The organism is Caulobacter sp. CCUG 60055 (assembly GCF_022750545.1).
In the GTDB taxonomy this organism is placed as follows: Bacteria; Pseudomonadota; Alphaproteobacteria; order Caulobacterales; family Caulobacteraceae; genus PUIC01.
This window is the reverse complement of the sequence record NZ_PUIC01000008.1, coordinates 42,610-54,913: the sequence shown is the minus strand read 5'-3', so window position 1 is coordinate 54,913 and position 12,304 is coordinate 42,610. Positions and strand designations below refer to the sequence as shown.

General features: G+C 70.6%; 15 protein-coding genes. 7 read left to right on the top strand and 8 right to left on the bottom strand.

Annotated elements, in window-relative coordinates; all coding sequences use genetic code 11:
• Positions 1-53 precede the first annotated feature (53 nt).
• Positions 54-512 (bottom strand): hypothetical protein, encoded by a 459-nt coding sequence (locus C5708_RS12310; RefSeq protein WP_242921511.1) that lies wholly within the window; start codon positions 510-512, stop codon positions 54-56.
• Between the two features lie 7 nt (positions 513-519).
• Positions 520-1,791: a phosphoribosylamine--glycine ligase gene (gene purD / locus C5708_RS12305; protein WP_242921866.1), complete on the bottom strand. Its 1,272-nt coding sequence runs from the start codon at positions 1,789-1,791 to the stop codon at positions 520-522.
• A gap of 86 nt (positions 1,792-1,877) precedes the next feature.
• Between purD and xseA the strand changes: the two genes are divergently transcribed.
• From xseA to C5708_RS12285, 4 genes are all read left to right on the top strand, one after another.
• Entirely contained in the window at positions 1,878-3,377 is a 1,500-nt protein-coding gene (gene xseA, locus C5708_RS12300) for an exodeoxyribonuclease VII large subunit (protein ID WP_242921509.1), read from the top strand.
• Between the two features lie 115 nt (positions 3,378-3,492).
• Positions 3,493-3,723 (top strand): DUF2093 domain-containing protein, encoded by a 231-nt coding sequence (locus tag C5708_RS12295; protein ID WP_242921507.1) that lies wholly within the window; start codon positions 3,493-3,495, stop codon positions 3,721-3,723.
• A gap of 47 nt (positions 3,724-3,770) precedes the next feature.
• Positions 3,771-4,568 carry a M23 family metallopeptidase gene (locus tag C5708_RS12290; protein ID WP_242921864.1) on the top strand — a complete coding sequence of 266 codons (798 nt, stop codon included), beginning with the start codon at positions 3,771-3,773 and terminating at the stop codon, positions 4,566-4,568.
• A gap of 172 nt (positions 4,569-4,740) precedes the next feature.
• Positions 4,741-5,250 carry a response regulator gene (locus tag C5708_RS12285; protein WP_242921505.1) on the top strand — a complete coding sequence of 170 codons (510 nt, stop codon included), beginning with the start codon at positions 4,741-4,743 and terminating at the stop codon, positions 5,248-5,250.
• Positions 5,251-5,271: 21 nt separating this feature from the next.
• On the opposite strand, the gene C5708_RS12280 is transcribed toward C5708_RS12285, so the two are convergent.
• Positions 5,272-6,201 carry a lysophospholipid acyltransferase family protein gene (locus tag C5708_RS12280; protein ID WP_242921503.1) on the bottom strand — a complete coding sequence of 310 codons (930 nt, stop codon included), beginning with the start codon at positions 6,199-6,201 and terminating at the stop codon, positions 5,272-5,274.
• 138 nt (positions 6,202-6,339) lie between these two features.
• On the opposite strand from C5708_RS12280, the gene C5708_RS12275 reads away from it, so the two are divergent.
• Entirely contained in the window at positions 6,340-6,747 is a 408-nt protein-coding gene (locus tag C5708_RS12275; protein ID WP_242921501.1) for a helix-turn-helix transcriptional regulator, read from the top strand.
• A gap of 38 nt (positions 6,748-6,785) precedes the next feature.
• Positions 6,786-7,610, top strand: coding sequence for a histidinol-phosphatase (gene hisN / locus C5708_RS12270; protein WP_242921499.1), 825 nt, complete (start codon positions 6,786-6,788; stop codon positions 7,608-7,610).
• On the opposite strand, the gene C5708_RS12265 is transcribed toward hisN, so the two are convergent.
• The 5 genes from C5708_RS12265 to C5708_RS12245 form a co-directional block, all read right to left on the bottom strand.
• The gene (locus tag C5708_RS12265) at positions 7,591-8,550 is read right to left on the bottom strand and encodes an alpha/beta hydrolase (RefSeq protein ID WP_242921497.1); all 960 of its coding nucleotides are present in this window, start codon (positions 8,548-8,550) and stop codon (positions 7,591-7,593) included. The two genes, hisN and C5708_RS12265, sit on opposite strands and share 20 nt — an antisense overlap.
• Before the next feature lie 6 nt (positions 8,551-8,556).
• The gene (locus C5708_RS12260) at positions 8,557-8,859 is read right to left on the bottom strand and encodes an SCP2 sterol-binding domain-containing protein (protein WP_242921495.1); all 303 of its coding nucleotides are present in this window, start codon (positions 8,857-8,859) and stop codon (positions 8,557-8,559) included.
• 135 nt (positions 8,860-8,994) lie between these two features.
• Complete coding sequence (locus tag C5708_RS12255) at positions 8,995-9,663, bottom strand: hypothetical protein (RefSeq protein ID WP_242921493.1); 669 nt, start codon at positions 9,661-9,663, stop codon at positions 8,995-8,997.
• Entirely contained in the window at positions 9,660-10,520 is an 861-nt protein-coding gene (locus tag C5708_RS12250; RefSeq protein WP_242921862.1) for a methyltransferase, read from the bottom strand. The genes C5708_RS12255 and C5708_RS12250 overlap by 4 nt, the downstream gene beginning before the upstream one ends.
• A gap of 127 nt (positions 10,521-10,647) precedes the next feature.
• On the bottom strand, positions 10,648-11,541 hold the full coding sequence (locus C5708_RS12245; protein WP_242921491.1) for a methyltransferase: 894 nt from the start codon (positions 11,539-11,541) through the stop codon (positions 10,648-10,650).
• A 242-nt stretch (positions 11,542-11,783) separates the two neighbouring features.
• Here C5708_RS12245 and C5708_RS12240 point away from each other — a divergent pair, with 242 nt between their 5' ends.
• Positions 11,784-12,245, top strand: a complete 462-nt coding sequence (locus C5708_RS12240; protein WP_242921489.1) for an Hsp20 family protein — start codon at positions 11,784-11,786, stop codon at positions 12,243-12,245.
• Positions 12,246-12,304 lie beyond the last annotated feature (59 nt).

Sequence of the window (12,304 nt, the reverse complement as noted above, 5' to 3'; positions counted from 1 at the left end):
GACCCGGAATGGCCGGGGCAAGGGATGCTCCGCCATAGCCGCAGAAGCGCCGCTCAGGCGCCCGAAGCGCAGGACGCCGCCAAACGCGCCTTGTCGATCAGACGGGTCAGAGGGAACAGCGGCGCGCCGTTCGGCTCGCCGCTCATCGCGTAGACTTCCGAAACCGCACGAACCAGCGACGAGGCGGTGTTGGAGCTGATCTTGTAGCGGTCCCCCGACCACGCCGCGCGAGGACCGCTCGGCTCGATCAGCACGAAGGAGACCGAACAGCCCGAATAGGTCGCCTGATAGGCGATGCAAGCGCGTGCGCCGTCGCGCCGGCCGCATCGCCTTGGCATACGGTCCAGATCATAGGAGCCGTACAGATCGGAGTGATCGTAGGCCACGCTGTAGCGCCGCGTCTGAACCCGCCTTTCGAACGACAGCCCCAGGGGCGGCGTTTGCGTCGCCGGGCCGTTTTCGCCCGTCAAGCAGAGCAGCCCCAGGACCGTCAGGCAGGCGGGCGTCGGCACGACCGGCTCACCCTTTCAGCGCCCGCCAGCCGATGTCGGCGCGGTGGAAACCTTCCGGCCAGTCGATCCTGGCGATGGCGGCGTAGGCCCGGTCGCGGGCTTCCTGCAGCGTCGCGCCACGGGCGCAGACGTTCAGAACCCGGCCGCCGGCCGCGCGCAGGGTCCCGTCCGGGTCTTGCTTCGTCCCGGCGTGGAAGACGACGACATGCTCGCCGAAGTCCTGGTCGGCGCCCTTGATCGTCGAGCCGGTTTTGGGCGCGTCCGGATAGCCGTCGGCTGCCAGCACCACGCAGATCGCCGCATCATTGCGCCATTCCGGCGGGTCGAGCTCGGCCAGCTGGCCGGTCGCCGCGCACAGCAGGTAGGGCACGATGTCGCTGTCCAGGCGCAACATCAGCACCTGGCATTCGGGGTCGCCGAAGCGGGCGTTGTACTCGACCAGCTTGGGACCTTGTTCCGTGAGCATCAGGCCGGCGTAGAGCACGCCGCGATAGGGCGCGCCCTCGGCCGCCAGCCCCGCCACAGTCGGGGCGATCAGTTCGCGGCGGGCGCGCTCGACCAGGGCGTCGGTCAGGACGGGGGCCGGCGAATAGGTGCCCATGCCGCCGGTGTTCGGGCCCTGATCGCCGTCGAAGGCGCGCTTGTGGTCCTGGGCGACGCCGAACAGCACCGCCGTCTTGCCGTCGGCCAGGGCGAACAGCGAGGCCTCCTCGCCGACCATGAACTCCTCGATCACCACGCGCGCGCCGGCCTGGCCGAAGCGGCCGCCCAGCATGTCGTCGATGGCGGCCTCGGCCTCGGCGCGGGTCTCGGCGATCACCACGCCCTTGCCGGCCGCCAGCCCGTCGGCCTTGATCACATAGGGGGTCGAGAACCGGTCGAGGAAAGCCTTGGCCTCGGCGGCGTTCTCAAAGGTCCCGTGGGCGGCGGTGGGCAGGCCGTTACGGACGGCGAAATCCTTGCTGAACGCCTTGGAGCTTTCCAGGCGCGCCGCCTGGGCGGTCGGGCCGAAACAGGCGATCTCCAACGCCTCCAGTCGGTCGGCGAGACCGGCCTCAAGCGCGACCTCGGGCCCGACCACGACCAGATCGGCCTCGATCTCCTGGGCCAGGGCGACCAGGCCGTCGACGTCGGTCGCCTTGATGTCGCGGGTCTCGCACAGGGCGGCGACGCCGGGGTTGCCGGGAGCCGCGACCAGGCGAACCACCAGATCCGATTGGGCGATCTTCCAGGCCAGGGCGTGTTCGCGGCCGCCGGAGCCGACAAGCAGGATGTTCATGGCGCGGGGTGTGGCGTGGGCGGGCCGCAGCGTCAAGCCGCAGATCGACCGCGTCCGCCCCGCCGATTCGCCCCTATACTGCCGGCATGACCTTCGCCGACGCTCCCGCCGCCGGAGCCGACAACGCCCGCCCCTACTCCGTCTCGGAACTCGCCTTCGCCCTGAAGCGGACGCTCGAGGACGCCTACGGCTTCGTGCGCCTACGCGCCGAACTGTCCAAGGTGACGTTCCACTCCAACGGCCACGTCTATCTGACCCTCAAGGACGAGCGCGCCTCGATCGACGGCGTGGTGTGGAAGGGCCAGGTCAAGAACCTCAACGTCCGCCCCGAACAGGGGCTGGAAGTGATCGTCACCGGCAAGATCACCACCTATCCGGCCGGGTCGCGCTACCAGATCGTCATCGAGACCATGGAGCCGGCGGGCATGGGCGCCCTGCTGGCCCAGCTCGAACGACTCAAGGCCCGGCTGCAGGCCGAGGGCCTGTTCGAGGCCGCGCGCAAGCGGCCGCTGCCCTCGATGCCGGCGGTGGTCGGCGTGGTGACCAGCCCGACCGGCGCGGTGATCCGCGACATCCTGCACCGCATCCGCGACCGCTGGCCCTGCCGGGTGATCGTGTGGCCGGTGGTGGTCCAGGGCGACCAGGCCGCCGCCCAGGTCGCCGCCGCCGTTCGCGGCTTCAACGCCCTGGCGCCGGGCGGCGCCGTTCCCCGCCCCGACGTGCTGATCGTCGCCCGCGGCGGCGGCTCGGTCGAGGACCTGTGGGCGTTCAACGACGAAGCCCTGGCCCGCGCCGTGGCCGAAGGCGAAATCCCGCTGATCTCGGCGGTCGGCCACGAGACCGACACCACCCTGATCGACTTCGTCTCCGACCGGCGCGCGCCGACCCCGACCGCCGCCGCCGAGATGGCCACCCCCGTGCTGGCCGAGCTGCGCGCGGCCGTCATCGACTACGAGCGCCGTCTGGTCCGTAGCGGCGGCCGCGTGGTCGACGAGCGCCGCCATCGCCTGTCGGCCGCCAGCCGCGGCCTGCCCAAGCTGGACGACCTCCTGGCCCTGGCCACCCAGCGCTTCGACCTGTCGGCCGGGCGGCTGAAGGCGGCGCTGGAACGCAACACCGCCGCCCACGCCCACGACATGGCCAAGGTCGCGCCGCGCCTGACCCCGGCCCTGCTCGACCGGCCGCGCCGCCTCAAGGCCGAGCGCCTGTCCGAGCTGTCGGCCCGCCTCGACGCGGCCGTGGCGCGCGGCGCCGACCAGGCCGCGCGCCGGGCCCGGCTGCCGGAATTGAACCTGCGGCTGAACGCCGCCCTGGCCAGGCGGGTCGCCCAGGCCGAAGAGCGGCTTTCGGCCCTCGACAAGCTGCGCCTGTCGCTCGATCCGAATCGCCCGCTGCAGCGCGGCTTCGCCCGCGTCCACCGCGCCGACGGGGCGTTGGCCCGGTCCGCCGCCGTGCTGGCGCCCGGCGAGGCGGTGCGGCTGGTGTTCGGCGACGGCGAGCGCGGCGCCGTGGTCGACGGCGCGAAGCCCGCCCCCGCGCCGCGTCCCAAGGCCGCGCCCGACGCCGGCCAGGGCGACCTGTTCTGACAACCGCCCCGCCGCGCGGGTTTCAGAAGTTTCCGAATTGACAATTAACCGCGCGGCGGACGGCCAAAGCGCGTATCGAGTTTGTGAATGCGCCCGGCGGCGCTACATTGGGACCATGAACGCTTACGATCGCGATCTTTCCGGGAACCCCGCGGACCTGGCCGTCGTCCACTATGGCGACGGCGAGTTCGTGGTCATGAAGCCCGGCCGTTTTGTCGAGTGCGCGGTCAGCGGCGTGCGCATCCCTCTCGACGCCTTGCGCTATTGGAACCCCGAGCTTCAGGAAGCTTATGCGGGGCCCAAGGAGGCTTTGGCGCGGTGGCGGACTCTGAACGGACAAGCCTGATCCGGCCAAGCCGGCGCCTGCTGCTGCTCGCGGCGGCGGCGGCTCCCTTGGCCGCGCCCGCCTACGCCGCCCCCCCCTCGCTGCTGCTCACCGGTCCCTATGTCCAGGGCGGCTTCGCGTTCGGCCGCACCGCGCCCCGCGCCACCATCCTGGTCGACGGCGTGGTGGAAGGCGCGGCCTCGGCCGACGGCGCCTTCTTCGTCGGGTTCGACCGCGACTCGCCGTCCCGGGTGACCATCGCCGTGCGCACGCCCGAGGGCGAGGCCAGCCACGTCCAGTCGGTCGCGCCCCGCAGCTTCGATATCCAGCGCATCGACGGCCTGCCGCCGGACCAGGTCACGCCGCAGGACCCGGCCCTGCTCGCCCGCATCGCCGCCGAGGCGGAGCGCAAGGCGGCCGGCTTCGCCAGCCGCCTCGACCGCGAGGACTTCGTCGCGGGCTTCATCCTGCCGGTCGAGGGCGCGCGGATCACCACCCGCTTCGGCGGCCAGCGCATCCTGAACGGCCAGCCGAAGACCCCGCACTACGGCGTCGATCTCGCCGCGCCGGTCGGAACGCCGGTGCGCGCGCCGGCCGACGGCGTCGTCGCCTTCGCCGAGACCGGCCTTCATTTCGACGGCGGCCTGATCCTGATCGACCACGGCCAGGGGCTGATCAGCGCCTATCTGCACCTGTCCAGGATCGACGTGGCGCGCGGCGAACAGGTCCGGCGCGGCCAGCTCATCGGCGCGGTCGGCCAGGAGGGCCGCGCCACGGGCCCGCACCTGTGCTGGCGGCTCAAATGGCACGGCCGCAATCTCGACCCGCTGCTGATGGTCGGCGCCGAGGCCCCCGCCAAATTGTGAAGAAAACCTATCCCGCGCGGGGGCGCGGTAACGTTTCGGAAGCCAATCCCGGGCGATCCTGAGTCCGTTGATTCCTGTCGGCCGCGACGGCGCATCCCGCGTGGCCCAGGATAGCAGAATCCAGCCGTTCACGAAGAAGGGCGGCCGCAGAAGTCGCGGGAGAAACGCGCGTATGGCGTCTGGCTTGGAAGCGTTGCGGGTGTTGTTGGTCGACGACAACAAGCACATGCGCGCCATCATCACCACGGTGCTGCGCAGCCTGGGCGTCCACGACCTGAGGCAGGCCCACGACGGCGCCGAGGCGCTGGAGACCCTGAAGACCTGGCCGGCCGACGTGGCCTTCGTCGATTTCCGCATGTCGCCGGTGGACGGCGTCGAGTTCACCCAGCAGGTGCGCACCGCGCCCGACAGCCGCAATCCCTACCTGCCGATCATCATGATCACCGGCTACGCCGAACGGCACCGCGTCTGCGAGGCCCGCGACGCCGGCGTGACCGAGTTCGTGGTCAAGCCGCTGACCGCCCGCGCCCTGATCGAGCGGCTGAACGCGGTGATCTATCACCCCCGGCCCTTCGTGCGGACACGCAGCTATTTCGGTCCATGCCGCCGGCGCATCGACGACGTGGCCTATATCGGCCCGGAGCGGCGCACGGCCAATCTGCGCCCGGCCTTCGAGCTCTAGCGCGGACCGCCGCCGCCGGCCTCAGACGCCGAGGCCGGCATAGACCTCGTTGGGCCAGCGCTTGTGGACCCAGAACCATTCCTCCGGCCGTTCGCGGATGCGGTCCTCCATGAAGGTGTTGATCGCACGCACGCACGCCTCGATGTCGGCGGTGCGGTCCTCGGTGTGCGGCGGCTCGATGGGGTCGTACACCGTCACCCGGAAGCGCGCGCCGCGGGTCCGCTGCACCGACATCGGCTGCAGCACCGTGCCAAAACGGATCGCCAGCCGGCTCGGCCCCTCGGCGGTGCGGGCCTCGTGGCCGAAGAACGGGGCGGCGACGCCGCCGTTGAACTTCTGGTCGTTCATCAGGGCGACCGACTGGCCGTCCTTGAGGGCCAGCAGCATGTCGCGCGCGCCGTCGCTGCCCTTGGGCGCGAACAGCTGGATGCCGTAGCGGGCGCGGCTTTCCTTGATCCGCTTGTCGACATAGGGATTGTTGGCCGCGCGATAGGTCATGTAGCAATCGACCCCCGCCTTGACGATCGCCGCCGGCATCACCTCCCAGTTGGCCAGGTGGCCCGAGACGAACACCACCGGCTCGTTCTGGCCGGCGATCTGGCCCAGGCGCTCGCCGTTGATCAGCTCGATGCGGTCGTCGGCCAGGGCGATGCGGTCCATGATCGGGAATTCGGCGAAGGTCCGGCCCACGCTCTCCCATTGCGCCTTCAGCAGGCGCCGACGGTCGGCCTCGGGCATGTCGGGAAAAGCCAGGGCGATGTTGCGGCGGGCGGTCTTGTGCGCGCCGCTGAGCGGCCCGAGCAGTTTCAGCAGCCCGCCCCCGGCGGCCGAGGCCCAGTCCACCGGCATGGCGCGGACCATCGCCGTGAACAAATCAAAGCCGAACGCCTCGATCCGCCACAGGAAATCCTGCAGGGCGCCGGGCTGAGACGGGGAATGCGGTTCGGACATGGACCTAAATAGGCTGTCGGCTCCGCTTCGCGCAATTGGGGCGACCTTCAACCGTCACGGCATGTGGCTTGCGGGTGACTCACCCGGCCGTCCCGTTCTGGGACGGGAAGGACCGACCTTTTTGGGGGGCTTGCGCCCATGAGAAACGACATCGACCTTCACCTCGGCAAACGCCTCCGCCGCCGCCGCCGCCTGCTGGGCCTGACCCAGCAGCAGCTCGCCGGGGCCTGCGGCGTCCGCTTCCAGCAGATCCAGAAGTACGAGTGCGGCGCCAACCGCATCTCGGCCGCCCGCCTGTGGCAGCTCTCCGAAGCCCTGGAGGTGCCGGTGGCCTATTTCTACGACGGCCTGGCCGAGGACCCGCACGAGGTCGCGGTCCGCGACCGCCGCGAGGAGCGCGCCGAGAGCCAGGGCGAGGTGTTCGCCCGCAAGGAGACGCTGGACCTGATCCACGCCTATTACAGCCTCGACGAACGCCCCCGCCGCCGCCTGCTGGACCTGGCCAAGTCGCTGAACGACGAAGGCGAGGAGGCGTTGAGCGCCTGAGGCTTCTCAGCGAGCGGCCAGGAGGCTAAGCCTCGAGCATGCCTGCGCTGAGCCCCGACCGACTCGCCGAACTCGACGCCTTCCTGATCGCGCTGAACGGCGCGTCCGGGGCGGCGATCCTGCCCCTGTTCCGCGCCGATCACGGCCTGGAGGACAAGGGCGAAGCCAAGGGCCAGGCGTTCGACCCGGTCACCGAGGCCGACCGCGGCGCGGAGGCGGCGATCCGCCGCCTCATCGCCGAGCGCTATCCCGCGCACGGCGTGATCGGCGAGGAGTACGGCGAGGACCGTCCGGACGCCGAATTCGTCTGGGTCCTGGACCCTATCGACGGCACGCGGGCGTTCATTTCCGGCCTGCCGCTGTGGACCACCCTGATCGGCCTGCGCTGGAACGGCGCGCCGGTGCTGGGCTCGATCGGCCAGCCCTATCTCGGCGAGGTGTTCATCGGCTCGCAGGCGGCGGGCTCGCGGCTGATCCACGCCGGCGGCGAGACGCCGCTGCGCGTGCGGCCCTGCCCGCGCCTGACCGACGCCCTGATCGCCACCACCGACCCGGAAGCCTGCTTCGACGGCGCCGAGCGCGGCGCCTGGACCCAGGTGCGCGCCGCCGCCCGCCTGGCGCGTCTCGGCTGCGACGCCTACGCCTACGCCATGGTCGCCGCCGGCAAGATGGACATGGTCATCGAGGCCGGCTTGAAGAGCTGGGACATCGAGGCGGCGGTGCCGTTGGTCGAAGGCGCTGGGGGCGTCGTCGCCGACTGGCGCGGCGCGCCCGTCGGCCGCGACGGCGGCCAGGTGGTCATGGCCGGCGACCGCGCCTGCTTGGACGAGGCCCTGGTCGCCCTCAGGCGTTCGGCGAAATAACCGGTCCGGTCAGGGCGTCGAACTCGCGCCAGAAGGCGGACCGAACCGGGTCGGTCTCGACCAGCAGCTCATGATAGGCGCCGGCGATCTCGACATAGCGGCCGTGCGGCAGGCGCGCGGTCACGGCCTTGAGGTCGCGGTTGACCACCCGGCTGTCGTCGCCGGCCCCGACCACCACGACGGGCATGGCCACCCGGCTGACCGCCGGCGCGGCCTGCAACCAGGCGCAGGCGCTGAAGGCGAAGTCGAGCCAGCCCCAGGTCAGCCCGCCGAGGGCCAGATCGGGACAGGCGAGGATCTGGGCGTGGTAACGGTCGTAGCGCGCCTTGTCGTGGGTCAGGCGGCTGTCTTCGAAATCATAGGCCAGCGGGTCGGGCGCGTCGCCGAACAGATAGTCGCCGGCGCGGCCGGTATGGACCATCCACCAAGCCCAGGCCCGGCCGAGCAGCGGCGAGCGCCCGCCGGTGTGGAGGCCCAGCATCGGGGCCGACAGCGCGCAGGCCGCGAAGCGGTCCTCGCCGTGCGCCAGCGCCAACAGGGTCAGGCAACCGCCCATCGAATGCCCCAGCGCGATCCACGGCTTGGGCAGGCGGTCGGCGAAGCGGTCGAGCAGCAGGCCATAGTCGGCCAGGAAGGTCTTGAAGCCCCGGGCGTGCCCCTTGCTGCGGTCCGCGAGTTCGCGGTGCGACAGCCCCTGCCCGCGCCAGTCGTGGACCAGGACGACGAAGCCCCGGGCCTGAAGGTCGGCGACCACCTCGTAGTATTTTTCGATGGGTTCGGTGCGGCCGGGGCTGACGACCACCGAGCCCTTCGGCGCGCCCTTCGGCGAAAACAGAGCGGCGCGGAGGGGAGCCCCCCCCGCGCCGTCGAACCATTCCGCCGCGCCGTCGGCCGGCGCGGGCGCCTCGGATATCGAGAGCAGAGGCGCTTGCTCAGACACGCCGGATCAGCCGCGGGCCTTGGCCAGGATCGGTTGCAGTTTCATGGCGACCGACATGTCGCCGTTGATCTTCAGCTTGCCTTGCATGAAGGCCATGGTCGGGTCGAGCTTGCCCTCGGCCATCGACTCGAAATCGTCCTTCGAGATGACGATGGTGCAGTCGGCCGGCTTGTCTTCGTTGGTGACCGAGCCGCCGTCGACGAAGATGAAGCCGTCGCCCTTGAAGTCGAACTTCAAGGTCTTGCCGAGGCCGGAATCGGCGCCCACGGCTTTTTGAAGTTGTTCGGTGATGTCTTGCAGCGTGGCCATGGACCGTTCTCCTCGGAAGTGGCGTGCTGGGCTGCGCCCTGTTCAGCGGGCGCTAACTTGGCGGCTCCTGACACGAATGTAAACAACGTTCAGACGTTGACGTTAGCGTCAACATCAAGCCTCGAAAGGACGCCGTTACTTCGCCGGCGCCAGCAGGATCCGGCTGGGCGGGTGGGTGAACCTGAGGCTGCGGGCGCCGCGGATGACCGACGGGTTGAAGGCCGGCTGCCCCTCGGCCGTGGGCAAGGCGACGTTGCGCCCGTCGGCCAGGACCGCGACCCCCGATCCCGCGCCGAAGAACACCGCCCGCGACATCTTCGGGGCCATCAGGCCGAGCAGCGGGCCCGAGGCCTTGATGCCGGCGTTGGCCTGCTCGATGGCCCTGGCCACCTCGGCCGCGCCGATCTCGGGCGCCGGGGCGATCTTGGCCTGCAACTCCATGTTCATGCCGAACTTGGCCTTGGCCGGGGCGTCCAGCACCAGCTTGCGGTGCGCCTTGATCATCGGCAGGGTCGGCAGGGTCTGGACGCGGCCGTCCGCGCCGATCGGCAGGTGCACCCTGCCCTGCGGCGTCTCCACCCAGATATGGACCCCCGTGGCCGGACGGCCGTCGACCGACAGGTAGTAGACCAACTCATAGGCGGTTCGCTGCTCCGGCGGGATGCGCAGGAAGTGGTCCAGGAACGGGAACACCTTGGCGACGTCCACCGGCGGGCGCGCCGCCAGGGCCGGCGCGGCGGCGGCGGCCAGGCCGAGGGCCAGGGCCGCGCCGAGCAGCTTGCGTCTGTCGGGCGCCACGGTCATTTCGGCTTCACAAAGCGCAGGGTCATGCGGTCGCTTTCGCCTATGGCGTCATATTTCGAATGGTCGAAGCCCGGCTTGGCCGGCTGGCCGCGCGGGGCCGAGAGCCGGGTCGGCGGCAGGGTCCACACGCCGAACGGATAGTCCTTGAGGTCGGCCGGGTTGGCGTTGATCTCGCTGGACTTGTCGAAGGCGAAGCCGGCTTCCTGGGCCAGTTGCCGGACATAGGCCTCTTGCACGTAGCCGTTGCCGGCCAGCACGTCCTGAACCCCGCCCGGGGCGGCGCGATGCTCCTCGACGCCCAGCACCCCGCCCGGCTTGAGCACGGCGAACGCGTCGTGGAAGGCCTTCTCGGCGAAGCCGCCGGCCATCCAGTTATGGACGTTGCGCAGGAACAGGACCATGTCGGCGCCGCCAGCCGGCGGCAGGGGTCCCGAGGTGGGGCCGAAGGCGGCGATCTCGACCTTGCCGTAGACGCGCGGGCTGGCCTCGAGCTTGCGTCGATAGGCTTCGACGATCTCGGCGGCGGCCGGTTCGGACGGGTCGCCGACCTGCAGATCGGCCGCATAGAGCTTGCCGCCCGTCTGTTTCAGATAGGGCGCCAGGACATCGGTGTACCATCCCGCGCCCGGCCAGAACTCCACCACGGTCATGCCCGGCTTGAGCCCCCAGAAGGTCAGGCTCTCGACCGGGTGGCGCCATTTGTCCCGCGCCTTGTCGGCCGCCGGCCGCCAGTCGCCGGCGACGACCTCCTGGAGCGTGACCTCGTGCACCTTGGCCGCGGCGGGCGAGGCCCGCTCGGCCGGCGCCGCCGGCTTGCGCCCGCAGCCGGCCAACGCCGCCGCGCCGGCGGCCAGCATCAGGCCTCGCCGAGAGAAGTCGGACGGAAAAGCGTACTTCACGCGAGCATTCCCCTAAGACGTCGATCGCCCCCGCAACCGCGCGTCACACATGGCTTATCGCGCCGGGCCCCGGCGGTCAAAGCGGTCAGCCCGGCTTGCGGAACCGCAGGGTCATCCGATCGCTCTCGCCGATGGCGTCGTACTTGGCGTGGTTGAAGGCCGGATTCTCGGGCTGACCCGACGGCGCGCTGGCGCGCGTGGGCGGCAAGGTCCAGACGCCGAACGGGTGGTCCTTCGAATCCTTGGGGTTGGCGTAGAGCTCGCTGCGGGCGTCCAGCTTGAGCCCCGCCTTCTCGGCGGCGGCGATCACCGCCTGCTCGTTGACATAGCCGTCGGAGGCGTCGGGCCGCATCGGCCGGGGATCGGCGCGGTGGTCCTCGACCGCCAGCACGCCGCCGGGCTTCAGCGCGGCGGCGATGTCGGCCATGGCCTTGTCGAGATAGCCGCCGGGAATCCAGTTGTGAATCTCGCGGGCGGTCAGGATCAGGTCGACGGAGCCGGCCGGCGCCAGGGCGCCGGAGACGCCGCCGAAGTTGGTCGCCTCGACCTTGCCCCAGACCGAGGCGTCGGCGTACTTGGCCAGGAAGTTCGCCCGCCCCTTGCGGGCGCTCTCGGACAGCTTGGGATTGTCGAGATCGGCCAGGCCGGCCACGTAGCGGCCGCCGGTGGCCTTGGCGTAGGGGGCCAGGATTTCGGTCCAGTAGCCGCCGCCCGGCTGCAGGTCGATCACCACGTCGCCCGGCTGCAATCCCCAGAAGGTCAGCGCCTCGACCGGCTTGCGGACGCCGTCGCGGGCCCTGTTGGCCGCCGCGCGCTGCGGGCCGGCCACGGCCGCCGCCAGGGCGGCGTCTTCCGAGAAGGTCGGCGCGATCGCCGGCGTGGCGTTGGGGAAGGCCTTGGTGGCCGCCGAGACGGGCGCGGAAGAGACCGCCGCCACAAGAGAGACGCAGCCCAGGGCGGCCAGTCTGGAGAGGTTCATGGTGCGGTTCTTTACGGTGGACGTGCGCGAGGGTTCGCCGTCCGCCCGCCGCAAGGCAAGTGAATTAATCTCCATCCCCGTCCAGCCGCTCTCCCCTTGAACCCCCGCAGCCGCATCCCACCTAGGTTGGCGAAGGCGCTGGATGTCCGGGCCTTCCGGATCACCGCGCGAGGCCGTTCCGGCTCGCGCACGGTCCGCCCCAGAAACGCAACCTTGCTTGAACCAAGAAGGATGTGACGCACATGCGTACGATCGATTTTTCCCCCCTCTATCGTTCCGTCGTCGGCTTCGACCGCCTGGCCGCGCTGCTTGACGCCGCCAGCGCCGACAGCGCCTCGGGCTATCCGCCCTACAACATCGAGCGCACTGACGAGAACCTTTACCGCATCGAGATCGCCGTCGCCGGCTTCAAGCCCGAGGACCTGAACATCGAGGTCAAGGAGAACCTCCTGACCGTGCAGGGCCGCAAGGTCGCCAACGACGAGGACCAGGGCCGCCGCTACCTGCATCGCGGCCTGGCCGAGCGCAATTTCGAGCGCCGGTTCCAGCTCGCCGACTACGTGATCGTGACCGACGCGTCGCTGGCCGACGGCCTGCTGACCGTGTCGCTGAAGCGTGAACTGCCCGAACAGCTCAAGCCGCGCCGCATCGAGATTTCGACCGCGCCATCGGCCAGCCTGATCGAGGGCGAGAAGGCCGCCTGAGGGACCGGCCGGACCTGAAATCCACGAAGGGCGGCGCCGATGGCGTCGCCCTTTTTTCC

Bases quoted from the DNA above. Each gene is read 5' to 3' on its own strand.
- purD (WP_242921866.1), bottom strand. From the start codon at position 1,791: ATGAACATCCTGCTTGTCGGCTCCGGCGGCCGCGAACACGCCCTGGCC.
- xseA (WP_242921509.1), top strand. From the start codon at position 1,878: ATGACCTTCGCCGACGCTCCCGCCGCCGGAGCCGACAACGCCCGCCCC.
- C5708_RS12295 (WP_242921507.1), top strand. From the start codon at position 3,493: ATGAACGCTTACGATCGCGATCTTTCCGGGAACCCCGCGGACCTGGCC.
- C5708_RS12285 (WP_242921505.1), top strand. From the start codon at position 4,741: ATGGCGTCTGGCTTGGAAGCGTTGCGGGTGTTGTTGGTCGACGACAAC.
- C5708_RS12280 (WP_242921503.1), bottom strand. From the start codon at position 6,201: ATGTCCGAACCGCATTCCCCGTCTCAGCCCGGCGCCCTGCAGGATTTC.
- C5708_RS12275 (WP_242921501.1), top strand. From the start codon at position 6,340: ATGAGAAACGACATCGACCTTCACCTCGGCAAACGCCTCCGCCGCCGC.
- hisN (WP_242921499.1), top strand. From the start codon at position 6,786: ATGCCTGCGCTGAGCCCCGACCGACTCGCCGAACTCGACGCCTTCCTG.
- C5708_RS12260 (WP_242921495.1), bottom strand. From the start codon at position 8,859: ATGGCCACGCTGCAAGACATCACCGAACAACTTCAAAAAGCCGTGGGC.
- C5708_RS12255 (WP_242921493.1), bottom strand. From the start codon at position 9,663: ATGACCGTGGCGCCCGACAGACGCAAGCTGCTCGGCGCGGCCCTGGCC.
- C5708_RS12250 (WP_242921862.1), bottom strand. From the start codon at position 10,520: ATGCTGGCCGCCGGCGCGGCGGCGTTGGCCGGCTGCGGGCGCAAGCCG.
- C5708_RS12245 (WP_242921491.1), bottom strand. From the start codon at position 11,541: ATGAACCTCTCCAGACTGGCCGCCCTGGGCTGCGTCTCTCTTGTGGCG.
- C5708_RS12240 (WP_242921489.1), top strand. From the start codon at position 11,784: ATGCGTACGATCGATTTTTCCCCCCTCTATCGTTCCGTCGTCGGCTTC.